Origin of the sequence: Bradyrhizobium vignae (assembly GCF_900324035.1) — a bacterium.
GTDB lineage: Bacteria > Pseudomonadota > Alphaproteobacteria > Rhizobiales > Xanthobacteraceae > Bradyrhizobium > Bradyrhizobium vignae.
Window position 1 is genome coordinate 4,269,012 of the sequence record NZ_LS398110.1, and the last position, 22,148, is coordinate 4,291,159.

Genomic DNA, 22,148 nt, shown 5'->3' on the forward strand with positions numbered 1-22,148 from the left:
GGTCGGCGCCCTCCTCCTCGGCCTCGGCCCGCTGATCGGCGCAGCGACGTACGCGCCTCGGGCTTCGATCCGATGCACGAGCAACGATACGAGGGCATGGCCCTCACGGAATGTCCGCGGCCTTCCGCCTGTCGCCGATCGAAACCGGCTTGTTCAGGAAATATTCGCGGTTGCCCGTCGCGGCTTCGGCATACTGGTCGATGGCCACGATGATGGCCTGGACGTGGGCATAGCACCACCCTTCCCGCGTCGCCCGTCGGCGAACGTCTTCGAGCGCGGTCAGGAAGGGCGACAGGTCTCTCTCGTCATCGAACCATCGCCTGCTCACCATGTCCTCCCGCCGAGCACCCTGCCCTTGTTGTGATGCGGTTCCGCATCCTTCAGCGCGTCCCGCTGGCCGCAGAGACTTTCGACCTTCGCCTCCATCCGCGACAGCAGCGCTTCGGCCGAAGCCGTCCCGATGCCCGCCCGCTGCAGCTGGAGGATCTCCTTCCTCTGCCTGCCGATTTGGATGCGCATCCGTTCGATCTCCCGCCTGACAAAATCCAGGTCCGGCATGTTCAGCCTCACGATTTGAATATGGCCCAATGAGAACAAAAACGGAACGACAAGTCCAGTCCGACGTTCTACGGAAAAGCGGAGATTTGCGATGGCGGACAACACCCGGAAGGAACCGAAGGACTGGGTTTCCGGAGGCGACCCGATGACGGGAGCCCAGGAATCCTATCTCAAGACCCTCGCCGAGCAGGCGCACGTAAAGCCGCCCGAGCGCGAGCTGACCAAGGCCAAGGCCTCGGAGCTGATCGACAAGATGCGGCAAGAGGCCGGGCTGGACGAGTGACCCGCATGATTGCAGGGACCCGAGTCCGTGTGTATGCAAACGAAATTGGGAATCGAAAATGCCTTATTTCGTTTGCGCCCGCGACGGTGCCGGGCAGATTATTTTGAAACGGGATACCAGGGAAGCGGCCGAGAAGAAGGCCGCCGAGCTGCGCGACATGGGCTATTTCGAGGTCGAGATCGTCGCGAAGGGTGGCGAGAAGACGGCGTGAGGGACTGGACACGGTCAACAGGCGCTGACGCCGATCAGTCTCATCCTGACATCCCGATATTCGCGGTCTGGCGTGGTTCGCGCCGGGCTGAATTGCAACAACGAAGCAGCTTAGTCCTCTTCGGCGACACGCCTGCCTAGCTAGCGTCGTCTTGCATGTCCCTGGTCGCGAAGTGGCATCCAAACGCCAGCATGGCCAGGGTGAAGGACGAGCCGAGCAGAATTCGGAGAGTCAATTCCATCCCCTCGCTCACATACCTGACCTCGTGCCGGTGCGCGTAACGCTCGGGATGCGCTGCATCGGGCGCTTGAGGAGAGCTCGTCAAAGGCACAAGCCAGGCGACGGTGCCGCCAATCGCTGCAACCCTCGCAACCTTGCCTAACCTTTGAAGCCACCGCTTCATGCTTCCCTCAGCACCTTAATAACGTTGAGAATGACGAAAGCACCCAGACCGTAGATGAGCGCATTCACGAGCCACGACATGGCAATGCCGAGGAAGGTGGGTCCGCCGATCGCTCCCCAGAAGAAATATGCGGCGGTGATGCCAGGCCACTCCAGCGAAAGATAAGCGAAGTCGGTCAGCGGCTCGATGGCGAGGAGCAGCGCCGAAATGAGCGCCCCGACGGCCAGTGCGATGACGAGGTTCGTCTTCATGGAGGGCATCAGAGACCCAACAGCCCGGCGACAACAGGGATGAAGAAATAGGCGGCGATCCCGAGCAGGACGCCCACGACAAAGCGTGCAGCGCGGCCGTGAATCTTCGTATCGAGCCAGGCGCAAACGGCGACCGCAGCCTGCCTCAGCCAGCTACCGACGAGGCATCTGACGAGATCGAACAGGAGATCTGCGAAGAATGCGGCCATGGCGTTTAGTCGACCCCATCGCTGGCGGGGTTCAACTGCCGGCCGTTTGACCATGTCGGCCGGCAAACTTCGGGATGCGGCGTAAAGCGGGAATTGGGCGAGCCGGCAGTCGGATGGCGTCCGAAGGCGTGGCGACTGTCGGATACGGCGACACAGCCCCGAAATCGATAACCGCGAAGATCACCGCGGTCCTCGAGATCTGGGGTCAGTTGGTGGTCTGGAAAACATAAAAAGTCGCGCCGACAGCAAATGGGCGCGACTTTTTCGACGCCAGACTCGATCGGGAACGAGCTGTCGATTACTTCTCTTTGATGACGGTCGTGCCGCTGCTACTACCGACTGTCCCTTCCTCGCAGACTTTGGTCTGCTTGATGCGATCTTCGGCTTCCACGCGGCTCTTGAAAGCCATCGGACCGATCTGTGTTACGACCTCCTTGTCCGCCGGGCGTGTGGTGGTAACCGTGCATTGGCGGCTCGGACCTTGCACGACATAGTACTCATCGGCCAGTGCTGGGGCGGTGCATCCGATGATTAATGCGCCAGCAAGAAGTGGTGCCTTCATTGTCGCCTCTCTCTGTTCAAATGCTGCCGACCGACGCGATCAAGAGAGCTCCATCCTGTCGGCGGCTCTGTAACTCGTGCGGACTGCAAGAGTTCCGAAAGCCCCCTCCAGAGAACAAAGCCTGGAATGAGGCGAAGGTGCCGCAACGGCCAGTTGGTGGATGATGTGCTCAGGTTCTCATGGCCGCTGCATGGCCCGCGGGCTTTCCTTCCGGAAGCACAAACAAAAACGCCGCCCGGAAGGAGCGGCGAGTGCTAAAACCTAGATAGTGAGCGGAACTCACTTCTTCATGGCGTCCGCTGCGTCTCTCGCCGCATCCTTAACGTCACCTGCGGCCTTGTGCACAGCGCCTTTCGCCTTGTCCGCCTTGCCTTCCGTTTGAAGGTCCTTGTCGCCGCTCAGCTTGCCGGCGCCTTCCTTAATGGTGCCCTTGGCCTTATCGGCGACACCTTTCACATGCTCGCGATCCATAACGCGCTCCTTCGATCTGGATGACGCCTAAACGCAGGAAAAGGATCAGGGTTCCTCGTACCGCCATTGACGAACAACTCGGCTAAGCAGCCAAATAAGACGTGTTTTCGCACTTCGACGCCATTTACCAGGAACCAGCCCGCCCGGCTTGGCGGCAACGAAGTTGAACGCATTACCGTCGCTTCGTTGCGTGGTCGGTGATGCAGAAGTCGCGGAGCGTTGCACATTTACAACCCGCACAGCCATTCGAGGTAGTAAGCTGCGCGATCAGAATGACTGAAACATATTTCGTGTTTACTTCGATCCGATCAGCGGGGGCGAAAAGTGTTTGATGTCTATCGCAATGGCAAGCGGGACTTGCTTGTTCTGAGCAACGGCTCTGCAATACCCGTCGTTTGCTCTCGGAGTAAGTGGCGCAAGAGCAGAATAAGAGTTGTCAAAGTCAGCGATGAAATCAAGTCAGCCGTTCAGCGACAGGGCTATTATGTTCGCAGCTTGCGGGTCACCAAGGAGCGGATGATCTAGCTTCGAGCAGGACGGCGGCTTCTCCAGTGCGCAACTCTACTGTTATTGTCCAGCTATTCCGCGTAACCGCAGGCGAACTGGCTTTGGGAGGTTAGGTCATCGTCGCGCGACCAACTGTGCCAATCCGGCCTCGCTCAGGCGCGTATTCGGCGAAGCTGCTGAAAGGGCACGAGGCAACGGTTTTCGGGCTTCAGCTCCAGCCGCGGCAATTGCGGCATGGTCTTACTTCTTGAGAATGCCGACATCGGTGTTGCCCAAGTTGTCTATGGCGCGATGGGCGGCGGGCGTATCTACCGCGTTATCGTGCGAGGTTGGAGCCTGAGTAACCGAGGAAGCATCCACGTCGCCGCCAGTCGATGCATGGCTGAGCGCATTGCCGACGTTGGGACCGGAGGAGCCAGCAGTGCCGCTTATGGCATGCCCAGTCGATAGGGTGCCGCCCGCATAACCTGTGGAACTGGTGGCCGCAGTTCCGCCACTGCTCGATTCACCCGCACTCTGCGCCAAGGCGAGCGAAGAGCCGCCAACGAGTAAGATCAAGATAATGGCGATGTGGTTCACAGGGCGGTCCTTGACATGAACAACCGGCTCAATGAGTTGCACGTCCGATAGTTCCGTACGAGCTACCGCTCCCCCGGCCACACCGCTCCCCCGGCCACCATGTTGAAGGCGATACACGTTACCTCTCGACCTGACAGTATCCCCATCGATCACCTGGTTTCAGATGAACCTTTGCAGGTCAGACGAGATGTCGCCCAATCAGCCACACCCAAACCCTCGGCGTCCGGAACGCCCCCAAGATTCCCGACTCACCCAAGCCCGCACCGCAACAATCGTCGCGGTGCCAGCAGGTGACGTATCCTTGTGGGGTAAATAACAGTGAGACATGCACAGGTATGAGGTGCCAGTGAGAGGCCGCCTCGGCGGTCTCCTCATTTCAGCAGGTTTCCGTGGACGCCTGAAAGCGCTCGGCCGCCAGCTCGCGATTGCGCCACTCGGCCCGCGGCTGGCGCTCGGCCGCCAGCTGTAGACCGGCGACTGTCGTTGCGATCACGTCATCGATCTCCGAATTACGGTGACAGTGTTGGAAACTCGCCTAATTGCAGTTTGAGTTGAGTGCACTGTCGGCGTAATTGCCCGCGACGTCATCCAGCCTCTGCTTGCCCGAGAACACCGAGCACATTGCAGCCGGAACTGCGCCGATAAAGCCGAACCGCAAGGCCTCAAACACGCTGACATCGCGCATCAGGAGCCCCGCGCCAGCCGCAAGCGCGTACCCGGACAGCGCTGTCGGAAGAATGCGGGAGAGATGGTGCCGCCTGAGCAACCAGTCCACGAGCGCAGTTACAAGCGCCGGAACGATGCCGATCAGATATCCTCTCCAGATCATGCCCGGCATGACCTGCATGTCGGCAACCGAGGTGTCCTCGTAGAAAGAGAGTGCGCTCAGAATCAGCGTCAGTATCAGCGGGAATATCAGGACGAAAACAAGAAACCGTCTCATACGACCTCGCGGGACTCTCGAGACTCCGCGTCCGAATTGCGCCGCTCTCCGTTCATGGGCGTCAACGATCTCGGCGCCGGAGGCTCATCCCGCCCTGCCCTGCACCGCGATCAGAGCAGCCCACGATGTATCGTTTGAACCAAGTCACGGCGAATGAATCTCGTTTCCGGGCATTCGTCGCGGCGAATGCTGCGCTGGTTCACCGCGCTATCGAGTCGATAGTGTCGTGCTTCCGTTCAAAAACTCCGGCCATGTAGATGCAATAAGTGGAAAGGTATGCGTGCGGGGCGAAACGAAAGAATTCGCCGTTAGTAGTAGCGGCTTTGCCCATCAGCTTCGAGGTACATTGGCAGACAATCATTTTTGCGAGGCCTTTCTGCCCCTGCCGCTCCCCCTACTTTCCTGCTATCTCTCCTCCCGCCGTCCCGGCCCAAAGCAAAACCCTCCGTCAATCCAAGGGAGCAATAACCATGCGATACCTCCACACCATGCTGCGCGTGCGCAATCTCGATGTCGCGCTGAAGTTCTACCAGGATGCGCTGGGCTTGAAGGAGGTGCGGCGGATCGAGAACGAGAAGGGGCGGTTCACGCTGGTGTTCCTGTGCTCGGCGGACGATCTGGAGGCGCTGAAGCAGCAGCCGCCGACGCGTGGGGCGCCGCTGGTCGAGCTCACCTACAATTGGGACGAGGAGACGTACGGCGAGGATCGCTTCTTTGGCCATCTCGCCTATGAGGTCGACGACATCTACGCCACCTGCGAGAAGCTGATGAAGGCCGGCGTCACCATCAACCGTCCCCCGCGCGACGGCAACATGGCTTTCGTCCGGTCGCCGGACCTGCATTCGATCGAGCTGCTGCAGAAGGGCGAGCCGAAGGCGCCGCAGGAGCCGTGGGCATCGATGCCCAACACCGGCCACTGGTAAGCTTGCGCGCCGGAACAAGCGTTCGCGGCGGGCGTTCACCCTCCAGTGATGCGATTGGAGGAGGATGCGATGGCGAGAGGGCTGTTGCTGTGGCTGCTTGGCGTGCCGATCCCGGTGATCATTCTCTTGTGGCTGTTCTTCGGCCGCTGAGCGTCAGATCGAACTTTGCAATGAAAGCTCCGTCGCGTACGGAGCTTTTTGCATGAGGGACGCGCCGCAATCGCGCATCGCTCCGAGCGCCGAGTTCCGCTATCACCCGTAGCAACGTGGATTTCGACACCGAACAATGCCGCGGGAGACGCTTCATGCCTGACACCAAGCTGACGATTTGGGGCCGCGCCAATTCGGTCAACGTGCAGAAGGTGCTGTGGTGCCTCACCGAGCTTGGCCTTGCTTACGAGCGGATCGATGCCGGCATGCAATACGGCAAGACCCGCGAGGCCGAGTATCTCGCGATGAACCCCAATGCGCGGATCCCGACGCTGGTCGAGGGCGACTTCATACTTTGGGAGTCCAATTCGATCATGCGCTATCTCTGCCTCGCGCATGGGCGCGGCACGCCGATCTATCCGGAGGCGCCGAAGCAGCGCGCCTCGGTCGACCGCTGGCTCGACTGGACGCTGTCGACGGTGCAGCCGGTCGACCGCCCGGTGTTCTGGGGCATCGTGCGCACGGCGCCCGCCGAGCGCGACATGATCCAGGTGCAGCGCGATGCCGATGCCGCGGCCGAGGTCTGGGCCATCGCCGACCGCCTGCTCGCCACCCGCCGCTTCGTCGAGGGCGAACAGTTCACCCTGGCGGACATCGCGATCGGGTCCTATGCGCGGCGCTGGCTCGGCGTCGAAGGCATCAGCCGGCCGGCGCAGCCGCACCTCACCCGCTGGTTCGCCGAGCTCGGCAAACGGCCCGGATTTGCGCAATTCGTCGCACCGCCGATGTCGTGAGCGCCGGCGCGGCGCAAGCTGCGACGATCGCGCGAGGAACCGTCGTCGGAGCAAGCCGCGCGACCGATCGGCCGCATCTTTCGACGATGGCATCATACCCCTGTTTTGCCCGACGCCTCAAGCTCGATTTCGCAAAATCATAATTCTGAAAACCATAAGCATTTGCCGTGGCTTGGCTACCGTGCATGGGGTTGTTTTCGCGGTTTTTGTTTTGGGGCCCCTAGCGCCAGCCGCGCTCGACCACAACCACGCAGATGATCAGCAACAGAGTCACCGCGGCGGTGGCGAGGCGCGCGGTCCAGCTGAGGCCGCGGCCGACCCACAGCAAAAGCGCGCAATACATCAGCACGGGGACGATGATGTCGAGCCGTATCAGATCCGCAGGCATGGCACATCAGCGCCGGATGGTGGTGTCGATGCTGATCGCGCCGCCAATCTTGACGCAGGTGCCGGTGCCCTCGACCAGGACGAAGCGCGGGCCGTAGGAGGCGCAGGATCCTGTCCTCGCCGTCCCGGCCGTGCCCGCGAGCGGCAGCGCCTTGCCGGTCTCCTTGCCCGCCTGCGGCCGCTCGGCAGGCGGCAGGCGCAAGCTCTCAGCCGCAGTCGCGGACGTGACCAGCAACGAGATCAGGATGAGGAGCGGCGTGCGCATCACCGCCTTGTAGCCCGGACCGGCGCTGCGCGCCATCGGCGTCCGCGTCCGTGATCAGATGAACTTGACGCCGGCCGACTTGCCGCGGCGCCACACCACCTGGCAGCTCCGCCCGGTGCGCGCGTCGCGTGCGAAGGCCATTCGGATCACGCCCGGAAGCTGGCTCGCGTCCTCGTCCAGTGTGATCTTGGCGCCCGTATCCGAAATGTCCTGGACCAGGCAATGCCGCGCGGCGAAGCCGCCGTCGAGCGTGATCCAGGCGTGCCGCGACAGCAGCTTGCGGGCTGCGCGCTTCTTCGGCGGTGGCATTGGCGAAAAATCTCCCCTGTCCAGCGCTACGCAGGGAACCCTAACAAACCGTTGAAATCGCCTCCGGATGATCCCGGAGCCGGCGCCGTCCACCGGAGCCAAAAGTCCGTTCCCGAATGGCTTGCCCGGGAGCGCAAAGGCCACTATACGTTCGCCCGCTGCAAGCCGCCGGGCACTGCTCGGCCGGCCAGCGGCCGTGCCGCGGAAAGCGGCGGGGCCCTGCGTTTGCTCCCTTCGTCTATCGGTCAGGACGCCACCCTTTCACGGTGGAGAGAGCGGTTCGATTCCGCTAGGGAGCGCCAAATCTGCCGCCGCTCCTCATCGCCGAAACACCTGAGTTGGAAAGCTGCTTCGAGTAGGCACGGACCTCGCCTGCGACTATTCGACCTCTGCGATCACGCGGTGGCTCAGTGGCGCCTGGGGTTAACCGGAAATTTACCCCTGCTCATGCACGCTGGTATCATTTGCTTAGAGTTTGGCCGCTACCGTGGGAATACGGAAATCCCCCAAAACCCCGGTTTGCGTTCATGTCCGTCGCAGAGTTCCTCAGACAGCGAGCAGTGGACCTTGCGGTGAGCGGCAGCTATTCGCTGCCCCGCTGGTACGATTGCGAAGGCAAGCTCCGCAGCTTCGCCTGCCGCACCAAGCGTGTCTCGCCTTTCCGGATGATCGTGGACGTGCCTGTCGTCGGCAAGGTCGGCGAACGCGTGACCTCCTACTTCCAGGATTTCGGCGAACTCCAGTGCACCATCAGCGCGACGTTGAAGGCGGGCTTCCTGATGGAGCTCGAGATGACGCGGACGCGGCGCGCCTGGATGTCGGAGAAGCTGACCTGGCTCGAGAAGAAGCAAAAGGATGCCAGCGTTCGCGAGCTGCGGCGTGACGCGCGTTTCGTTCCGCAGGTCTCGCACACCGTCCTCACTCTCGCCGACGGCAGCAGTCACCCGTGCTTCATCATCGACGTCTCGACGGCCGGCGTCGCGGTGTCCTCAGAGTACGATCCGCCGCTCGGAACCGCGCTCGCGGTCGGCGCCTGCGTCGGGCGGGTGATCCGCAAGTTCGACCACGGCTTTGCGGTCAAATTCGCCGAAAAGCAGAACCGGGACGACCTCAACCGCCTGATCGTCCGCACGCACTTGCTGAAGTCGGCCTGACCTCGCCGCCCTATAGCGGCCCCAATGCCGGATCAGCCTTTGCGCGTCCGTGCCGCGGGCCGGACGTCATTTTGCAGACTTGCGATCGGGGGACCGAATGGCAGTCGACAAGATCACAGTTGATAAGATCAAAGTTGGTAAGATCACCTGGGACAGGGTCGGCCGGGTGACCGAGCCCGGACGCTACATGTACACGTTCGGCTGGCTCACCATCACGGCCGGCGATCTCGAGATCTGGAAGCGATACCCACAGGCCGCGTTCACGCTGCTGGCGCAGCATTCCGAATCACATGAGTCGGCCGGCGAGGAGTTCCATCTCGGCGCCTTCGACGTCGCCCCCGACGCGCCGACGATCACCACGCACTGAGCCGGAAAAGGGCGGGCCATCACTGGGCCACTACCGCCGGCGCATGCCCCGCGGTGCTGCCGTCAGGACAAGTGCGCCGGGAAGCGAAGAAACCCACGCACTTCCTTGATCTGGCTTGCCGAATCCCGATCCCATGTCGGGCGCATTGTTGTTGCGATGGATGACGAGCATTCTTTGTCATGCAATTGATTGCGCTTCTATTCTTGGTCCGGGCGTCGATGAACGGAAGCTGTCGCGCGCGCTAAGCGCACCGCCAGCAGGCGCATGACACATGGTCGCATCGTTGAACGTAGATAAGCGGAACAAGGGAACCTATCTTCGGCGCCGATGTACCTGATTGAAGCGCTCCCCACTGTCCTTGGAACTGCCGCCGTCGCCCCGGCGCTGCTAATGCTGTGGCTTGTCATTGCCGCCGAAGAGCGCCCCGGACCGCCGACCCAGGTCTGGACCGCGTTCTTGTTAGGTGCGGCCAGCATTTCGCTGCTGGGTCTCGCCCGCGCCCCCTTCGCCAAAATGGTCGCCGCCCCCGACGACCCCTGGGCGGCGCTGGCCATGCATTCGATCTTCGGCGTCGCGCTGCCTGAGGAGGCCGTCAAGGTGATCGCCATCGTGCTGGTCTCCTCGACCAAGCGGCGGACTTTTGCCAATCCGATGGACACCGTGGTCTATGGCGCCGCGGTAGGCCTCGGCTTCGCCGCCTATGAGAACCTCGCTTATCTGGTCCAGCACGCGGAGATGTGGCGCTCGCTGGCCGCTCTGCGCAGCGTGCTGACTGTGCCATTCCACGGCGCGCTCGGCATCATTGCGGGCGCTTACCTGACGATCGCGCGCGCCGGCACGGCACTGGGCGCCAACCGCCACCATCGCGATTGGGCCCGTTTTTCCAGCCGGCTGTTGATCTTCGCCGGCCCGCTCGCGCTGCATTCGGCCTTCGATTTCCCGCTACTGACCCTGCAAAGAATGCCCGACCTGGATCCGACGCTTCGCATGTGGCTGGGCGCGGCGAGCCTCCTGATCGGCTTCAGCTCGATTGCCTTCGCCATCCGCCTGGTCCGGCGCGTCGCGCGCCATCATGCGCCGCGGACTGATGTGGCACGCGAACGGCTCAGCCAGTTGCGGCGGATGTGGGCGCTGCTGCTTGCCGGCGGCGGCATCGGCTTTGTCGGGCTCGCCTTCGTGCTGACCTCGATCCACCACTGGCTGATCAACCCCGAACGCAACCTGACGCTGGCGCTGATCCCGATTGGTTTCGTCTCGATCCTGCTCGGCCTCGCGCTTCTGATTGTCACAACGGCGATCTACATTCTCGGCCGCAACCGCATTCGCACGAGTGGTGAAGGTTTTTCCTCAATGCAGGGCGGTGGCTGAGGCGCGGGATGGCAAGCGCGGTGCACACCTACTAGATTGGACCGCATGGAACGGCTTTCGAGATCGAGGCCATCATGACATCGCCTGAGGAATTTTCACGGCTGCAATCCGCGATGAGCCAGGCGGTCGAGGCGCATTGGAAGGCCTTCCTGTTCGAAGGCATCCTCCTTGTGGTTCTCGGCGTCGCCGCATTGATCCTTCCGCCGCTCGCGAGTCTTGCGACCACGATCTTCCTCGGCTGGATGTTCCTGATCAGCGGTATCGGCGGACTGATCGCGACCTATTGGGCGCGCAGCACGCCAGGCTTCTGGTGGTCGCTGATCTCGGCCGCGTTGGCCGTGCTCACCGGTATGTTGCTGCTGGCCCGGCCGATGCAGGCCGTGCTGACGCTGACCATCGTGCTCGGCGCCTATTTCCTCGCCGAGGGCGTTGCCACTATCATGTACGCACTGGAGCACCGCCGCGAGCTGAGCAGCCGCTGGTCATGGCTCCTGATCTCGGGCCTCATCGACATCGCGATCTCGTTCATGGTGATCACGGGACTGCCGAGCTCGGCAGAATGGGCGATCGGCGTGCTCGTCGGTATCAACCTGCTGTTCGGTGGCGCCACCCTGACCGGCATGGCGCTGGCGGCGCGCAAGAGCAACACCTGAGACGCATCATCGCCTCCCGCGCATTTTTTTGGGGGTGACAATCCGCCAGCGGCACGCTATATGGCCTGCCATGATCACCGTCGCCACCAGCTATTTTTGGTACTTTAGCTACGACAGCTCGCTGGCGGCGGGAGGATCGCGCTCAATCTGACACATTGCAGCAAACGTCCGAACAAGCCGCCAGACCTGGCGGCTTTTTTATTGGCCGGCAGGTTTCCAACACAGACAGGAGCCCGCCGTGCTGAGCACGACCGACGATCTTCGTATCCGTGAACTGAAAGAACTGAGCACGCCGGAAGAGGTGATGCGGGAGGTTCCGCGCACGCTCACCGCAACGCGCGTGGTGATGGCCGCCCGCAACGCCATCCACGCCATCCTGAGCGGCCAGGACGACCGCCTGCTGGTCGTGGTCGGCCCCTGCTCGGTGCACGATCCCAAGGCGGCGCTCGACTACGCCGAGCGCCTTGCACGCCTGCGCGAAGACCTTGCCGACCAGCTCGAGATCGTCATGCGGGTCTATTTCGAGAAGCCGCGGACCACGGTCGGCTGGAAGGGCCTCATCAACGACCCCGATCTCGACGGCAGCTTCGACATCAACAAGGGCCTGAGGCTGGCGCGCAACGTGCTGTCGGCGGTGAACAATCTCGGCCTCCCCGCGGGCACCGAATTCCTTGATATGACGACGCCGCAATACATCGCAGACCTCGTCTCCTGGGCCGCGATCGGTGCGCGGACGACCGAGAGCCAGATCCATCGCGAGCTGGCCTCGGGGCTGTCCTGCCCGGTCGGCTTCAAGAACGGCACCGACGGCAATGTGCGGATCGCAGCGGACGCGGTGAAGTCGGCCTCGCATCCGCATCACTTCATGGCGGTGACGAAGCTCGGCCGTTCGGCGATCGCCTCGACCGCCGGCAACGAGGATTGCCACGTCATCCTGCGCGGCGGCAGCAAGCCGAACTACGATGCGGCAAGCGTTGCGGCCGCCTGCAATGAATTGACCAGATCCGGCGTCGCGCCGCTGGTGATGGTCGATGCGAGCCATGCCAATTCGAGCAAGAAGCCGGAGAACCAGCCGCTGGTGATGGCCGATATCGCTGGTCAGATCTCGGGCGGCGAGAGCCGCATCATGGGTGTGATGATCGAGAGCAACCTCGTCGCCGGCCGTCAGGACGTGGTGCCTGGCAAGCCGCTCACTTACGGGCAGAGCATCACCGACGGCTGCATCGACTGGGCGACCACGGCAACCGCGCTCGAGCAGCTCGCCGACGCGGTCGAGATCCGCCGCAACACCCAGCGCGCAGGGCGCCACGAACGGTCGGCCTGAGAAATGACGCGGCTAAGTTGGCTTGCTTACCTCTCCCCGCCGGGGGCCCCGCCGGGGAGAGGTGAAGCAATCAGCAGCCGCGGCAGATGCTCTTGATCTTGCGATCGAGCTCCGCATCTTCCTTGTTCGCGGGAGTGCTCGGATTGCTCAGATTCTTCTCACTCGGCACATCGGCCGCGCGCGGCTGGCGGTGGCCGACGGGCGCCGGCAACACCGTTCCCGGGCCGCCGCCGGATGTCGAACCCTTGGAGCCGCCTGTCTGTGCGACCGCAGCGCCGCCGAGCAAGACCACGAGCGATGCTGCCAGCATGATCTTTTTCATGTCCGCTTCTCCATTCTCCAACCGGCTCGCATTTCAGCCCCGCTCATCTTTCGGGCGGATAGAGATGAACATCGCCGCAATAATCCACGATACGATAGCGCGTTTCGGCTCCCGCTTCACGCGCATCGTCCGCGATATTTCGTGCCTCCGACACATAATTTGGTCCGACCGGTGATTTGCCGGCGCCGCCGGGAATATCGATGACGTAGTCAGGCTGACACAACCCCGACACCCGCCCGCGCAACTGCCGCATCAAATCCTGTCCCTCGGCCAGCGTCGTTCGCAAATGCCCGGTGCCGGGCGCGAGATCACCGTGATGCAGGTAGTAGGGCTTGATCCGGCATTCGACGAAAGCTCGCATCAAATTCGACAGAGCGGCGATGTTGTCATTGACGCCGCGCAAAAGTACGGACTGGCTCACCATGGGAATGCCGGCGTCGATGAGACGCGCGCAGGCGGCGCGCGCCGTTCCGGTCAGCTCCCGCGCATGGTTGGCATGTAGCGCGACCCAGGTGATGGCTCCCTCGACCTTCAGCGCCGCAATCATCTCCTCGCTGACGCGCGCGGGATCGGCCACGGGTACGCGGGTGTGAAGACGGATGATCTTGACGTGATCGATTGCCGCGAGGTCGGCCATGATCTCGCTCATCCGCCGCGGCGACAGCATCAGGGGGTCGCCGCCCGTCAGGATCACCTCCCAGATCTCGCCATGCGAGCGGATGTAGTCGATCGCCGCGCGATAGGCGCTGTCCGACAGCGCGTTCTCCTTGCCGGGCCCCACCATCTCGCGGCGGAAGCAGAACCGGCAATAGACCGCGCAGACGTGAACGAGCTTGAACAACACGCGGTCGGGATAGCGGTGCACGATCCCGGGAACCGGCGAATGCGGATGGTCGCCGATCGGGTCAGCGTTCTCGCCCGGCGTCAGGTCCAGCTCGGCTGCGGTCGGAACGAACTGCCGCGCGATGGGGTCATCGAGATCGGTCGTCTCGATCAGCTCGACCAGATCCGGCGTGATCGCCACGGCATAGCGCGCGGCAACGCGTTCGAGCGCCGGCAGCGCCGATGCGGGAGCCAGGCCCTCGGCCACCAGCTCGGCAGGCTCACGCAGAGTGCGTGCAAGATTCGTCTTCGTCATCTCTCATCCGCAGGCGGTGTCCACACCACCTGATCAATTCGTGTTGCGCCGCTCGCCAGCATGACCAGCCGGTCGAAGCCGAGTGCGATGCCACTCGCCTCCGGCATTGCGGCCACCGCAGCCAGAAAGTCCTCGTCGAGCGGATAGGCTTCGCCGTAGCGGCGCTGCTTTTCCGTCATCGATTCCGTGAAGCGTTTTCGCTGCTCCTCGGCATCGGTCAGTTCGCCAAAGCCGTTGGCGAGTTCGACGCCGCAGGCATAGACCTCGAAACGCTCGGCGACCCTCGGATCGCCCGCCTTCACCCGCGCCAGCGCCGCCTCTGGAGATGGGTACTCAAACAGAATGGTCAAACGCCCCTGCCCCAGACGCGGCTCGACATGCTCGACCAGAACCTTGCTGAAGATGTCGGACCAGGTGTCGTCGTCGGCCACACGCACCTTGCCGCGCGCCGCCTCGGCGAGCGCGGCACGGTTACCCTCGCCGCCCGAAATTGTCGACAGCAGGTCGATGCCGGCGAAGCGTTCGAAAGCGCCCGCCACCGTCAGGCGCTCCGGCTCGGCGAAGGGATCGGCAGTCCGGCCGCGGAAGGAGAAGGTCCCGATCCCGGTCGCCTGCGCCGCACGGGCGATCACAACGACGCAATCGGCCATGATGGTGTCGTAGGGAGCGCCTGCCCGGTACCATTCCAGCATGGTGAATTCGGGCAGATGCAGGTCGCCCCGCTCGCGGTCCCGGAACACCCGAGCAAACTCGAAAATCCGCGTCTCGCCTGCCGCCAGCAGCTTCTTACAGGCAAATTCCGGCGAGGTCCGCAGGTATCGGCTGGCCCGGCTGCCGTCGGGCCGCATGATCTCGGTCCGGGGGGCGTGCAGATGGGTCTCATTGCCCGGGGAGACCTGCAGGACCGACGTTTCGACCTCCACGAAGCCCTGTTCGGCAAAAAAGCCCCGCAAAGCTCCGGTCACGGCGCCCCTGGCCTGCAGGAACGGCCGACGGTCGAGGTGCCGCGAGGGCGACCAGAACGGCGAGATCGGCTTGTCCCCAGCCATTAACCGACTGCCCCAACCAGCAGCAAAGTGCTGGCATCCAACGGCAAAATCAGTATGTTGCGGCCCGAAACGGGCGCCGAAGTCCGATTTGAGGCCCCAAGTCCCCCATCAATTTGACCACGTCCTGGCTGGTGCCGGGGCAAGCAAGCAGGAAATACAGCTTTGAGAGTCATCGCCAGTTCTATTCGCAAGGGCAACGTGATCGAGCAAGACGGCAAACTTTATGTCGTCGTGAGTGCCGAGAACATCCATCCCGGCAAGGGCACCCCGGTCAGCCAGATCGAAATGCGCCGAATCTCGGACGGGGTAAAGATCTCCGAACGCTACAAGACCACCGATCAGGTCGAAAAGGCCACGATAGAAGAGCGCAACTACACCTACCTCTATGAGGATGGCGACGGCTACCACTTCATGAACCCTGAGACCTACGACCAGGTCCAGGTCTCCAAGGACGTCGTCGGCGACGCCGCCGCATATCTCCAGGAGAGCATGACGGTCAAGCTGTCCATGCACGACACCAACCCGGTGGCGATCGCCTTGCCGCAGCGCGTGACGCTGGAGGTGGTCGAGACCGAGCCCGTGACCAAGGGCCAGACCGCCTCCTCCTCCTACAAGCCCGCGGTTCTCTCCAACGGCGTGCGCACCACCGTGCCGCCGCACATCACGGTCGGCACCCGCGTGGTGGTGATGACTGAAGACGGCTCCTACGCCGAGCGCGCCAAGGACTGAGCGAGCAATCGAGGATCGGAACGAGTACCGCCGGGGGGCGAGGCAGTGGGCAGGAAGAGTTTCCGCTTCGTCTCGCTTCTTCTTGCGTCGCTGTCGCTCCTCATTGCCGCGCCGCTTGCTGCGGATGAATTCCGCAGCCCCTCGCTCACCGCCTTGCGCGTCGACTGGCGCGCGGCGCTCGACCAACTCCGTGTCGAGATCAACAGCCGCCCGCAGATAGCGGGCGACTTCATCTTCGCACCCCGCCGTTCGGTGCCGCGCTACGATCCGCGCGCGATGCCCGCACTGGTGCAGCTCAACGCGATCTCCTCGCGCTTTTTCACCGGCATTACCCGAAGTCCCGTGCCGGTGCTGCTGCCGTTCGATGCTGCCGCGTACCTTGAGGCGCAACGCAGCGGCGCGCCGGCGACGCTCGCGCTGTCGCGCTACCAGGCTGATTTCAATCCCGTCGACATGTTCGATGCCGGCCCCGCTGGCTACAGCGCGACCTTCTCGCTCGAGCCCGGCGCCGGCGAGGGCATGCCGAGCCGGGTGTTCGCAAGGCCCGTCGAGGTGCAGATCACGGGCTCGGCGCTCGTCTACGACATCGCCGATCCCTCTGGGGGCAAAGGCGAGCCAGTCAAGATGCTCGCAGCAATCTACCCGGATCTGCGCAAGTTCATCCGGGAAGGCTATGTTCGCTACGCCTTCACCCGTTTCGGGGTCGCCTATGTGGTGTCGATTCAGTGCCTCGACAGCGTTGCCAGGCCGCGGCGACTCGCCTGCAAGGAGGCCTATCCGGTTGCCGAGCGTTTCCTGAAGGCGCTGCGCGTCGCAGGCGGCCAGCGCATGCGGCCGCTGACGGACATTACCTCCAATGTCATCGATCGCCCCGCGGCGCGTTCGCCGGATTTCAGCTACAGGCCGAGCGGTGACATCATCCCGAACACCGGCTACCGCAAGCAGGCCGGCCATTCCGACACAATCGCGTATGCCCAGATCCGCTTTCCGCTGGAGAAGGCGCCCGCTTTCGTGCGTTCGCAATCCTATGGCAAGCGCGACAAGAGCGAAGGTCTGACCACCTATCCCTGGCGCGACAATTTCTGCGAGTCACGCAGTTTCGAGGTGTGGCAATGTGGTGGAGGCTACGGCCACCAGGGCGAGGACATCCGCGCCGCCGACTGCCCGCCGCCCGGTGAAGGCCGCGCGCCCTGCGATCCCAAGCAGCGCGGTGTCGTCGCCGTACGCGATGCGATCGTGATCCGCGCAGCCAAGGACCAGGCCGCGACGCTTCAAGTCAACAGCCGCACCGAGCACATCCGCTTCCGCTACATGCACATGAATCCGCAGGCGATGAACGCCGATGGCGTGCTCAATGGCCGTGTCGTCAGCGAAGGCGAGAAGATCGGCGTGATCTCGAATTATCTCGACCATCCTGCCGGCACGTCGATGCACCTGCATTTCGACGTCCAGGTGTTCACCCGCGACGGCTGGATCTGGGTCAGCCCCTACGTCACGCTAGTCTCTGCCTATGAGCGCCTGATCCACGCCCGCGGCCGCGAGGTCGGGCCGGACATTGCGGGAGCCTCGCAGCCTGTGGCGCATGCGCTGCCCGAAGACGTGCTCAAGCCGGACCTGCGCGAGGGATCGAGCGGCGAGGAGAATTGAGGCAATTCGCGCCTCACCGCGCAGCTTCCCGTCTCATGCACGCGCGGAACTGGCCGGATCGGCGTCAGGTCACCTCCAAAACATCGCGCCTTCTCTGGCCCCGGAATTGCTTGGCTCCCGCTGGGCAAACTGGAAGAAGGGAAGCACATGCGTTGTCTCACCACGGCAGTCGTTCTGGCCGTCGCATTGGCCGTGCCGGCTCATGCGGAGGAATTGACCGGTACACTGAAGAAGATCAAGGAGACCGGCGCGATCACGCTCGGGGTGCGCGACAGTGCCGTACCCTTCAGCTATATCGACGAGAAGCAGAAAACCATCGGCTATGCCATCGACATCTGCATGAAGATCGTCGAGGAGATCAAAGTCGAGCTGAAGCTGGACAAGCTCGCGGTCAACGAGAACCTGGTCACCTCGTCCAGCCGCATTCCACTGATGGCCAACGGCACCATCGATCTCGAATGCGGCTCAACGACCAACAATGCCGAGCGCCAGAAGCAGGTCTGGTTCACCAACACCCATTTCCTCACGGCAAGCCGCTTCGTGTCGAAGAAGGCTTCAAAGCTCGACCAGGTCGATGACCTCAAGGGCAAGGCCGTCGTCTCGGTCTCCGGCACCACCAACATCACCCAGCTCAACAAGGCCAATGCGGCCCGGTCGCTCGGGATCACCGTGATGAACGCCAAGGATGTCCCGGAGGCGTTCCTCATGGTCGAGACCGACCGCGCGCAGGCCTTCGTCATGGACGACATCCAGCTTGCGGCCATGATCGCCTCGGCGAAGGATCCGTCGCTCTATGCCATCAGCACCGGCGCTTTTTCCGATCCCGAACCCTACGGCATCATGCTGCGCAAGGATGACGTGCCGTTCAAGGCAGTGGTCGATCGTGCAACCGCAAAACTCTACAAGAGCCCGGAGATCGAGAAGATCTACAACAAATGGTTCATGGAGCCGGTGCCGCCCCGCGGACTGAACTTCCACGTACCGATGCCCGTCTCGATGAAGAAGTCGTTCGAGCACCCGTCGGACAATCCCGACCCCGCATCGTATGGGGGCTGACGAGAGAGCCCGCTCGATGCGTGGCCCGGATGAGAGAGACGTCCGGGACCTTCGCGACGACGGCCCCGGGCGTCGCTGCCTTCACCCGTGGGTAGCGTCAATCCAGATAGGTCGTGAGCTGCGCGCCTTCGTCCGCCACGAACACTGCGATCAATTCCGCAGGCTCCGTTGCGCTCGCGTTCGCCGATACGAGATGCGTCGAGCCCGGCGGCTCGAAGAACGACTGGCCGACGCCGAACGTCTCGACCGGACCGCCACCGAGTTGCGAGCGGATCTCGCCCTTGGTGATGTAGGCCGTAACCGAGCCCGCGTGACGATGCGGCCGCGAAAACCCGCCCGGACCATAGGACACACGCACGATGGTCACGCGCTTGCCCGGGACGTTCGGAAGCGCGTAGGAGCCGATCGGCTCGACCTTGTCGAGAGGCGAGCTCTCCGCTGCCGTTGCGCAAAGCGGGGTCAGCACGCCTGAGACGGTGTCCATCGTCACCGGCAGCGCTCTGCCGATCGCAAGCGCGCAGGCGAGCCCTGCGATGACGGCAAGCGCCGTCGAACGTGACGGCGCCGGACGCCGCGCGGCAGAAACACTCATGACTGTCATCGCGATCTCCCCTGTCTCCATCAGGATGCAGCGGCGGCGGCGGCGGCCGGCCGCATTGCAGGTGTCCAGCGAAACGCCGCGCCAAAGCGGTTCCAGGCGTTGATGGAGACGACCGCCGACGTCAGGTACGCCAGCTCAGTCTCGGAGAATTCGCCAGAGGCTTCGGCGTAGACCTCCTCGCTGACGCCGTCGGGCAGACAGGTCAGCGCCTCGGCCCAGGCCAGCGCGCAACGCTCGCGCGGCGAAAAGATCGGCGCCTCGCGCCAGACCGCGACGAGGTGGAGCTTGTCGACGGGAACGCCGATCCGTTCCGACAGCAGGACATGGTGCTGCACGCAGAAGGCGCAGCCGTTGATCTGCGAGGCACGCAGCTTGACCAGCTCGAGCAGCTGCTTGTCCAGGCCGGCCTTGGCCGCAAGCTGGCCCAGAGCCAGCAGCAGATCATACACATCGGGCGCGATCTTCTTGAAATCCTCGTACTCGCTGCGGGCGTGTGACATTGCGATTCACCTCGTCTTATTATAAGTGTACTTACTTATTATAAGAGCTCTGATATGGCGCGCAAGACCGCTGCGACCGCAAGATCGAAAACCGCCCGCAAGACGCCAGCACGTGCCGACGGCGGCGCCGTGCATATTCCCGCGCCCGGCGAAGGCAAACGCGGCGAGCAAGGTTATCTCGGCTATCTTCTGCGCCAGGCTCACGCCGCGGTCCGGCTGAAGATGGAGCGCATGCTCGCCGATCTCGGCGTGACCTCACCGCAATTCGCGGTGCTGACGATGCTCAATGCCTATCCGGGCCTCTCAGGGGCCGATGTCGCCCGCCTCACCTTCCTGACCCCCCAGACCGTCGGCGTCATCATCCGCAATCTCGAACGCGAGGGCGCGATCGCGATGACGCCCCATCCGGTCCACGGCCGCATCCAGCAGTGGACGCTGACACCGCGCGGCGCCACGCTCCTGAAGGCGTGCCGGGAGCGGGTGATGCTGCTGGAGAAACGCTTGGCAAAAGGCCTCGATGACAAGGCGGAAATCACGATCCGGCGTTGGCTCGCCAACGTGGCAATCGAGTTGCAGAAGGAATAGAAGCGGGCAGCGTCTCAACCTTCATCGCATCCGGGACGAAGCCTGTGCCGCTGTCGAATGCCGCGGAGGCATGGCTCGCGGACGACAAAGCTTGTCGCTCAGTATTGGTTACCGATGCAATCTGAACGATCTCTAGACTGAGTGAGGATGCTCTAGCCACCCCGCAACGCATTTTTGACCTCGCCGTCCGGCCAGGTCTCATCGGCCGGGATCACCCGCACACGGCTTTGATCTGCGGTATTCACCAGCACGTGCGAACTCGTCCGCTCAGCGCTCCGCTCGAGACGCAAATCGGTTTCGGGCTTCCAGCTCAACGTGGTCGCGAGGTCCCCGGGAAAGATCTTCCATTGCGATCCGTCGTCGAGTTCGACGACATGGCTTTCCGCATGCGTGCGTATCTTCATTCCACCCCGAAATTTCGATGAACAGACTGCATCCCGGAAGCAGGCCCGGCCCCGCGGCCGAATCTTCCCGTCCTTCCTGGCGTTGAGGGAATGCGGGAGTGCGACACTTGTTCCGGTGGGAACGGCCGCGCAATCAGGCAGAATTCACGCGTCGTTGCTGTTCCGGGAACCGACTCACACGCGCCATCTTTCCGGCTAGAATGTGCACCATGAAACACGCTGATTCCCCGTCACGTCACACGCGCCGCGCCCTGCTCCAGTCGACGCTCGGCGCCGCCGCTTTGCTTGCAATCCCGCCGCACGCTCTCGCCTCGCCTCCGGGCTTCGACGAATGGCGTGAGAGCTTTCGTGCACGCGCGATGGCGAAAGGTATTTCCGGCGCGACATGGCAGCGCGCGATGGGGCGGGTCGAGCCGGACATGAGCGTGTTCGCGCAGATGCGCAACCAGCCTGAATTCCACGAGCAGGTCTGGCAATACATCAACCGCCGCGTCTCGGACTGGCGCATCATCAACGGCAAGATCGCGCTGAAGAACAACGAATCTTTGTTCGCCCGCATCGAGCGCGATTTCGGCGTCGAGCGCGGCACGCTGCTGGCGCTGTGGGGCGTCGAGTCCGCCTATGGCGATCCCCTGGTGCAGCAGAATCACATGAGGCCGGTATTTCCCTCGCTCGCAGCGCTGGCCTGGAACGAACCGCGCCGCAAGGCTTATTGGGAGACCGAGCTCATCAACGCGCTGCGCATCGTCGACAAAGGCTGGAGCACGCCGGAGGAGATGCGGGGATCCTGGGCCGGCGCGATGGGCCATTCGCAATGGATGCCGGAAGTCTGGCTCAATGTCGGCATCGACTATGATGGCGACGGCAAGGTGTCGCCGTTCGGCAAGCCCGATGACGCGCTGGGCTCGACCGCAAAATATCTCGTCAACCGCGGCAAGTGGCATCGCGGCGAACATTGGGGCTACGAGGTGCGCGCGCCCGGCAATATGAGCGGAAGCCGCACCTATGCGGCGTGGCAGGCGGCCGGCGTCACCCGCGCCGATGGCCATCCGTTTCCGCAGCCGAACGCATCCGCGCAGATGTGGACGCCTGTTGCGGGCGGACCAACCTTCCTGCTGGGGCCAAATTTCTATTCAGTGAAGAGCTACAACCCTTCCATGAATTATGCGCTGGCGATCTGCCATCTCGGCGATCGCTGCCTGGGAGCCCCACCCTTTATCCAGCCCTTCCCTGGCTCCGAGCGTGCACTGACGCTCGCCGAAGTACAGGAGATGCAGACGCGCCTGACCAAGGCCGGCTTCGATACCGGCGGCACCGACGGGCGCGTCGGCAACGACACGATGAAGGCGATCAAGGATTTTCAGCAGCGCGCCGGGATTGTGCCAGCCGACGGCTATGGCGGGCTGAAGGTGCTGGCGAAGCTGCGGCAGGGGTCGTAGCTACCTT

The 22,148-nt window shown here is 63.1% G+C and carries 33 protein-coding genes and 1 tRNA gene; 17 read left to right on the plus strand and 17 right to left on the minus strand.

The window, feature by feature from the left end:
• Window positions 1-103 precede the first annotated feature (103 nt).
• Complete coding sequence (locus BRAD3257_RS20725) at window positions 104-331, minus strand: hypothetical protein (RefSeq protein WP_122403338.1); 228 nt, start codon at window positions 329-331, stop codon at window positions 104-106.
• On the minus strand, window positions 325-558 hold the full coding sequence (locus tag BRAD3257_RS20730) for a hypothetical protein (protein ID WP_122403339.1): 234 nt from the start codon (window positions 556-558) through the stop codon (window positions 325-327). Before BRAD3257_RS20730 ends, BRAD3257_RS20725 begins: the two co-directional genes overlap by 7 nt.
• Before the next feature lie 91 nt (window positions 559-649).
• Here BRAD3257_RS20730 and BRAD3257_RS20735 point away from each other — a divergent pair, with 91 nt between their 5' ends.
• Window positions 650-841, plus strand: coding sequence for a DUF3072 domain-containing protein (locus tag BRAD3257_RS20735; RefSeq protein WP_122403340.1), 192 nt, complete (start codon window positions 650-652; stop codon window positions 839-841).
• A gap of 58 nt (window positions 842-899) precedes the next feature.
• The gene (locus BRAD3257_RS39745) at window positions 900-1,052 is read left to right on the plus strand and encodes a hypothetical protein (protein WP_160118828.1); all 153 of its coding nucleotides are present in this window, start codon (window positions 900-902) and stop codon (window positions 1,050-1,052) included.
• 399 nt (window positions 1,053-1,451) lie between these two features.
• Here the strand turns inward: BRAD3257_RS39745 and BRAD3257_RS20745 are convergent, their stop codons facing one another.
• The 4 genes from BRAD3257_RS20745 to BRAD3257_RS20760 form a co-directional block, all read right to left on the minus strand.
• Complete coding sequence (locus BRAD3257_RS20745) at window positions 1,452-1,715, minus strand: hypothetical protein (protein ID WP_122403342.1); 264 nt, start codon at window positions 1,713-1,715, stop codon at window positions 1,452-1,454.
• The gene (locus tag BRAD3257_RS20750; RefSeq protein ID WP_122403343.1) at window positions 1,715-1,915 is read right to left on the minus strand and encodes a hypothetical protein; all 201 of its coding nucleotides are present in this window, start codon (window positions 1,913-1,915) and stop codon (window positions 1,715-1,717) included. Before BRAD3257_RS20750 ends, BRAD3257_RS20745 begins: the two co-directional genes overlap by 1 nt.
• A gap of 298 nt (window positions 1,916-2,213) precedes the next feature.
• A complete protein-coding gene (locus tag BRAD3257_RS40085; RefSeq protein ID WP_162500288.1) occupies window positions 2,214-2,477 on the minus strand; it encodes a hypothetical protein in 264 nt (87 codons plus the stop codon).
• Window positions 2,478-2,756: 279 nt separating this feature from the next.
• Window positions 2,757-2,948 (minus strand): CsbD family protein, encoded by a 192-nt coding sequence (locus BRAD3257_RS20760; RefSeq protein ID WP_122403344.1) that lies wholly within the window; start codon window positions 2,946-2,948, stop codon window positions 2,757-2,759.
• 324 nt (window positions 2,949-3,272) lie between these two features.
• On the opposite strand from BRAD3257_RS20760, the gene BRAD3257_RS41090 reads away from it, so the two are divergent.
• Window positions 3,273-3,473 carry a hypothetical protein gene (locus BRAD3257_RS41090; protein WP_122403345.1) on the plus strand — a complete coding sequence of 67 codons (201 nt, stop codon included), beginning with the start codon at window positions 3,273-3,275 and terminating at the stop codon, window positions 3,471-3,473.
• 222 nt (window positions 3,474-3,695) lie between these two features.
• On the opposite strand, the gene BRAD3257_RS20770 is transcribed toward BRAD3257_RS41090, so the two are convergent.
• On the minus strand, window positions 3,696-4,034 hold the full coding sequence (locus BRAD3257_RS20770; RefSeq protein WP_145987017.1) for a hypothetical protein: 339 nt from the start codon (window positions 4,032-4,034) through the stop codon (window positions 3,696-3,698).
• 346 nt (window positions 4,035-4,380) lie between these two features.
• Here BRAD3257_RS20770 and BRAD3257_RS41770 point away from each other — a divergent pair, with 346 nt between their 5' ends.
• The gene (locus BRAD3257_RS41770; protein WP_283809888.1) at window positions 4,381-4,503 is read left to right on the plus strand and encodes a hypothetical protein; all 123 of its coding nucleotides are present in this window, start codon (window positions 4,381-4,383) and stop codon (window positions 4,501-4,503) included.
• A 66-nt stretch (window positions 4,504-4,569) separates the two neighbouring features.
• On the opposite strand, the gene BRAD3257_RS20775 is transcribed toward BRAD3257_RS41770, so the two are convergent.
• On the minus strand, window positions 4,570-4,977 hold the full coding sequence (locus BRAD3257_RS20775) for a hypothetical protein (protein WP_122403347.1): 408 nt from the start codon (window positions 4,975-4,977) through the stop codon (window positions 4,570-4,572).
• Between the two features lie 470 nt (window positions 4,978-5,447).
• Here BRAD3257_RS20775 and BRAD3257_RS20780 point away from each other — a divergent pair, with 470 nt between their 5' ends.
• Together BRAD3257_RS20780 and BRAD3257_RS20785 are read left to right on the plus strand one after the other, a co-directional pair.
• A complete protein-coding gene (locus tag BRAD3257_RS20780) occupies window positions 5,448-5,900 on the plus strand; it encodes a VOC family protein (protein ID WP_122403348.1) in 453 nt (150 codons plus the stop codon).
• A gap of 305 nt (window positions 5,901-6,205) precedes the next feature.
• Window positions 6,206-6,844: a glutathione S-transferase family protein gene (locus BRAD3257_RS20785; RefSeq protein ID WP_122403349.1), complete on the plus strand. Its 639-nt coding sequence runs from the start codon at window positions 6,206-6,208 to the stop codon at window positions 6,842-6,844.
• A 220-nt stretch (window positions 6,845-7,064) separates the two neighbouring features.
• Here BRAD3257_RS20785 and BRAD3257_RS40380 read toward each other — a convergent pair whose 3' ends face one another.
• Genes BRAD3257_RS40380 through BRAD3257_RS20800 form a run of 3 tightly spaced genes read right to left on the minus strand, consistent with a single transcriptional unit; the run spans window position 7,065 to window position 7,805 of the window.
• Complete coding sequence (locus BRAD3257_RS40380; protein ID WP_122403350.1) at window positions 7,065-7,232, minus strand: hypothetical protein; 168 nt, start codon at window positions 7,230-7,232, stop codon at window positions 7,065-7,067.
• Between the two features lie 6 nt (window positions 7,233-7,238).
• Window positions 7,239-7,496: a hypothetical protein gene (locus BRAD3257_RS20795; protein WP_122406686.1), complete on the minus strand. Its 258-nt coding sequence runs from the start codon at window positions 7,494-7,496 to the stop codon at window positions 7,239-7,241.
• 54 nt (window positions 7,497-7,550) lie between these two features.
• Entirely contained in the window at window positions 7,551-7,805 is a 255-nt protein-coding gene (locus tag BRAD3257_RS20800) for a PilZ domain-containing protein (protein ID WP_122403351.1), read from the minus strand.
• A 227-nt stretch (window positions 7,806-8,032) separates the two neighbouring features.
• Between BRAD3257_RS20800 and BRAD3257_RS20805 the strand changes: the two genes are divergently transcribed.
• From BRAD3257_RS20805 to BRAD3257_RS20830, 6 genes are all read left to right on the plus strand, one after another.
• A tRNA-Glu gene (locus BRAD3257_RS20805) sits at window positions 8,033-8,107 on the plus strand.
• A gap of 225 nt (window positions 8,108-8,332) precedes the next feature.
• Window positions 8,333-8,959: a PilZ domain-containing protein gene (locus BRAD3257_RS20810; protein WP_122403352.1), complete on the plus strand. Its 627-nt coding sequence runs from the start codon at window positions 8,333-8,335 to the stop codon at window positions 8,957-8,959.
• A gap of 97 nt (window positions 8,960-9,056) precedes the next feature.
• On the plus strand, window positions 9,057-9,326 hold the full coding sequence (locus BRAD3257_RS40090) for a hypothetical protein (protein WP_162500289.1): 270 nt from the start codon (window positions 9,057-9,059) through the stop codon (window positions 9,324-9,326).
• A gap of 327 nt (window positions 9,327-9,653) precedes the next feature.
• Window positions 9,654-10,694 (plus strand): PrsW family glutamic-type intramembrane protease, encoded by a 1,041-nt coding sequence (locus BRAD3257_RS20820; RefSeq protein WP_122403353.1) that lies wholly within the window; start codon window positions 9,654-9,656, stop codon window positions 10,692-10,694.
• A 74-nt stretch (window positions 10,695-10,768) separates the two neighbouring features.
• Entirely contained in the window at window positions 10,769-11,347 is a 579-nt protein-coding gene (locus BRAD3257_RS20825; protein WP_122403354.1) for an HdeD family acid-resistance protein, read from the plus strand.
• A 238-nt stretch (window positions 11,348-11,585) separates the two neighbouring features.
• The gene (locus tag BRAD3257_RS20830) at window positions 11,586-12,671 is read left to right on the plus strand and encodes a 3-deoxy-7-phosphoheptulonate synthase (RefSeq protein ID WP_122403355.1); all 1,086 of its coding nucleotides are present in this window, start codon (window positions 11,586-11,588) and stop codon (window positions 12,669-12,671) included.
• Window positions 12,672-12,741: 70 nt separating this feature from the next.
• Here BRAD3257_RS20830 and BRAD3257_RS20835 read toward each other — a convergent pair whose 3' ends face one another.
• The 3 genes from BRAD3257_RS20835 to epmA are packed head-to-tail and all read right to left on the minus strand — an operon-like array spanning window position 12,742 to window position 15,180.
• Entirely contained in the window at window positions 12,742-12,993 is a 252-nt protein-coding gene (locus BRAD3257_RS20835; protein WP_122403356.1) for a hypothetical protein, read from the minus strand.
• Window positions 12,994-13,036: 43 nt separating this feature from the next.
• On the minus strand, window positions 13,037-14,131 hold the full coding sequence (locus tag BRAD3257_RS20840; protein ID WP_122403357.1) for a lysine-2,3-aminomutase-like protein: 1,095 nt from the start codon (window positions 14,129-14,131) through the stop codon (window positions 13,037-13,039).
• Complete coding sequence (gene epmA, locus BRAD3257_RS20845; protein ID WP_122403358.1) at window positions 14,128-15,180, minus strand: EF-P lysine aminoacylase EpmA; 1,053 nt, start codon at window positions 15,178-15,180, stop codon at window positions 14,128-14,130. The genes BRAD3257_RS20840 and epmA overlap by 4 nt, the downstream gene beginning before the upstream one ends.
• Before the next feature lie 162 nt (window positions 15,181-15,342).
• Between epmA and efp the strand changes: the two genes are divergently transcribed.
• The 3 genes from efp (at window position 15,343) to BRAD3257_RS20860 (ending at window position 18,612) form a co-directional block, all read left to right on the plus strand.
• Complete coding sequence (efp, locus tag BRAD3257_RS20850; RefSeq protein ID WP_024337831.1) at window positions 15,343-15,909, plus strand: elongation factor P; 567 nt, start codon at window positions 15,343-15,345, stop codon at window positions 15,907-15,909.
• Between the two features lie 45 nt (window positions 15,910-15,954).
• The gene (locus tag BRAD3257_RS20855) at window positions 15,955-17,556 is read left to right on the plus strand and encodes a peptidoglycan DD-metalloendopeptidase family protein (protein WP_122403359.1); all 1,602 of its coding nucleotides are present in this window, start codon (window positions 15,955-15,957) and stop codon (window positions 17,554-17,556) included.
• Between the two features lie 147 nt (window positions 17,557-17,703).
• Complete coding sequence (locus tag BRAD3257_RS20860) at window positions 17,704-18,612, plus strand: amino acid ABC transporter substrate-binding protein (RefSeq protein WP_122403360.1); 909 nt, start codon at window positions 17,704-17,706, stop codon at window positions 18,610-18,612.
• 97 nt (window positions 18,613-18,709) lie between these two features.
• Here the strand turns inward: BRAD3257_RS20860 and BRAD3257_RS20865 are convergent, their stop codons facing one another.
• Both BRAD3257_RS20865 and BRAD3257_RS20870 read right to left on the minus strand, forming a co-directional pair.
• Window positions 18,710-19,213 (minus strand): cupin domain-containing protein, encoded by a 504-nt coding sequence (locus BRAD3257_RS20865; protein WP_122406687.1) that lies wholly within the window; start codon window positions 19,211-19,213, stop codon window positions 18,710-18,712.
• Window positions 19,214-19,233: 20 nt separating this feature from the next.
• Window positions 19,234-19,713, minus strand: a complete 480-nt coding sequence (locus BRAD3257_RS20870; protein WP_122403361.1) for a carboxymuconolactone decarboxylase family protein — start codon at window positions 19,711-19,713, stop codon at window positions 19,234-19,236.
• A 54-nt stretch (window positions 19,714-19,767) separates the two neighbouring features.
• Here BRAD3257_RS20870 and BRAD3257_RS20875 point away from each other — a divergent pair, with 54 nt between their 5' ends.
• On the plus strand, window positions 19,768-20,298 hold the full coding sequence (locus BRAD3257_RS20875; protein WP_122403362.1) for a MarR family winged helix-turn-helix transcriptional regulator: 531 nt from the start codon (window positions 19,768-19,770) through the stop codon (window positions 20,296-20,298).
• Window positions 20,299-20,450: 152 nt separating this feature from the next.
• Here the strand turns inward: BRAD3257_RS20875 and BRAD3257_RS20880 are convergent, their stop codons facing one another.
• Window positions 20,451-20,702 carry a hypothetical protein gene (locus BRAD3257_RS20880; RefSeq protein WP_122403363.1) on the minus strand — a complete coding sequence of 84 codons (252 nt, stop codon included), beginning with the start codon at window positions 20,700-20,702 and terminating at the stop codon, window positions 20,451-20,453.
• A 209-nt stretch (window positions 20,703-20,911) separates the two neighbouring features.
• Here BRAD3257_RS20880 and BRAD3257_RS20885 point away from each other — a divergent pair, with 209 nt between their 5' ends.
• The gene (locus BRAD3257_RS20885) at window positions 20,912-22,141 is read left to right on the plus strand and encodes a lytic murein transglycosylase (RefSeq protein ID WP_122406688.1); all 1,230 of its coding nucleotides are present in this window, start codon (window positions 20,912-20,914) and stop codon (window positions 22,139-22,141) included.
• Window positions 22,142-22,148: the final 7 nt, after the last annotated feature.

Excerpts from the sequence above, each read along its gene's own strand:
- BRAD3257_RS20725 (WP_122403338.1), bottom strand. The coding sequence starts at position 331 with ATGGTGAGCAGGCGATGGTTCGATGACGAGAGAGACCTGTCGCCCTTC.
- BRAD3257_RS20730 (WP_122403339.1), bottom strand. The coding sequence starts at position 558 with ATGCCGGACCTGGATTTTGTCAGGCGGGAGATCGAACGGATGCGCATC.
- BRAD3257_RS20735 (WP_122403340.1), top strand. The coding sequence starts at position 650 with ATGGCGGACAACACCCGGAAGGAACCGAAGGACTGGGTTTCCGGAGGC.
- BRAD3257_RS39745 (WP_160118828.1), top strand. The coding sequence starts at position 900 with ATGCCTTATTTCGTTTGCGCCCGCGACGGTGCCGGGCAGATTATTTTG.
- BRAD3257_RS20745 (WP_122403342.1), bottom strand. The coding sequence starts at position 1,715 with ATGCCCTCCATGAAGACGAACCTCGTCATCGCACTGGCCGTCGGGGCG.
- BRAD3257_RS20750 (WP_122403343.1), bottom strand. The coding sequence starts at position 1,915 with ATGGCCGCATTCTTCGCAGATCTCCTGTTCGATCTCGTCAGATGCCTC.
- BRAD3257_RS40085 (WP_162500288.1), bottom strand. The coding sequence starts at position 2,477 with ATGAAGGCACCACTTCTTGCTGGCGCATTAATCATCGGATGCACCGCC.
- BRAD3257_RS20760 (WP_122403344.1), bottom strand. The coding sequence starts at position 2,948 with ATGGATCGCGAGCATGTGAAAGGTGTCGCCGATAAGGCCAAGGGCACC.
- BRAD3257_RS20775 (WP_122403347.1), bottom strand. The coding sequence starts at position 4,977 with ATGAGACGGTTTCTTGTTTTCGTCCTGATATTCCCGCTGATACTGACG.
- BRAD3257_RS20780 (WP_122403348.1), top strand. The coding sequence starts at position 5,448 with ATGCGATACCTCCACACCATGCTGCGCGTGCGCAATCTCGATGTCGCG.
- BRAD3257_RS20785 (WP_122403349.1), top strand. The coding sequence starts at position 6,206 with ATGCCTGACACCAAGCTGACGATTTGGGGCCGCGCCAATTCGGTCAAC.
- BRAD3257_RS40380 (WP_122403350.1), bottom strand. The coding sequence starts at position 7,232 with ATGCCTGCGGATCTGATACGGCTCGACATCATCGTCCCCGTGCTGATG.
- BRAD3257_RS20795 (WP_122406686.1), bottom strand. The coding sequence starts at position 7,496 with ATGCGCACGCCGCTCCTCATCCTGATCTCGTTGCTGGTCACGTCCGCG.
- BRAD3257_RS20800 (WP_122403351.1), bottom strand. The coding sequence starts at position 7,805 with ATGCCACCGCCGAAGAAGCGCGCAGCCCGCAAGCTGCTGTCGCGGCAC.
- BRAD3257_RS20810 (WP_122403352.1), top strand. The coding sequence starts at position 8,333 with ATGTCCGTCGCAGAGTTCCTCAGACAGCGAGCAGTGGACCTTGCGGTG.
- BRAD3257_RS40090 (WP_162500289.1), top strand. The coding sequence starts at position 9,057 with ATGGCAGTCGACAAGATCACAGTTGATAAGATCAAAGTTGGTAAGATC.
- BRAD3257_RS20820 (WP_122403353.1), top strand. The coding sequence starts at position 9,654 with ATGTACCTGATTGAAGCGCTCCCCACTGTCCTTGGAACTGCCGCCGTC.
- BRAD3257_RS20825 (WP_122403354.1), top strand. The coding sequence starts at position 10,769 with ATGACATCGCCTGAGGAATTTTCACGGCTGCAATCCGCGATGAGCCAG.
- BRAD3257_RS20835 (WP_122403356.1), bottom strand. The coding sequence starts at position 12,993 with ATGAAAAAGATCATGCTGGCAGCATCGCTCGTGGTCTTGCTCGGCGGC.
- BRAD3257_RS20840 (WP_122403357.1), bottom strand. The coding sequence starts at position 14,131 with ATGACGAAGACGAATCTTGCACGCACTCTGCGTGAGCCTGCCGAGCTG.
- epmA (WP_122403358.1), bottom strand. The coding sequence starts at position 15,180 with ATGGCTGGGGACAAGCCGATCTCGCCGTTCTGGTCGCCCTCGCGGCAC.
- BRAD3257_RS20860 (WP_122403360.1), top strand. The coding sequence starts at position 17,704 with ATGCGTTGTCTCACCACGGCAGTCGTTCTGGCCGTCGCATTGGCCGTG.
- BRAD3257_RS20865 (WP_122406687.1), bottom strand. The coding sequence starts at position 19,213 with ATGACAGTCATGAGTGTTTCTGCCGCGCGGCGTCCGGCGCCGTCACGT.
- BRAD3257_RS20870 (WP_122403361.1), bottom strand. The coding sequence starts at position 19,713 with ATGTCACACGCCCGCAGCGAGTACGAGGATTTCAAGAAGATCGCGCCC.
- BRAD3257_RS20875 (WP_122403362.1), top strand. The coding sequence starts at position 19,768 with ATGGCGCGCAAGACCGCTGCGACCGCAAGATCGAAAACCGCCCGCAAG.
- BRAD3257_RS20880 (WP_122403363.1), bottom strand. The coding sequence starts at position 20,702 with ATGAAGATACGCACGCATGCGGAAAGCCATGTCGTCGAACTCGACGAC.
- BRAD3257_RS20885 (WP_122406688.1), top strand. The coding sequence starts at position 20,912 with ATGAAACACGCTGATTCCCCGTCACGTCACACGCGCCGCGCCCTGCTC.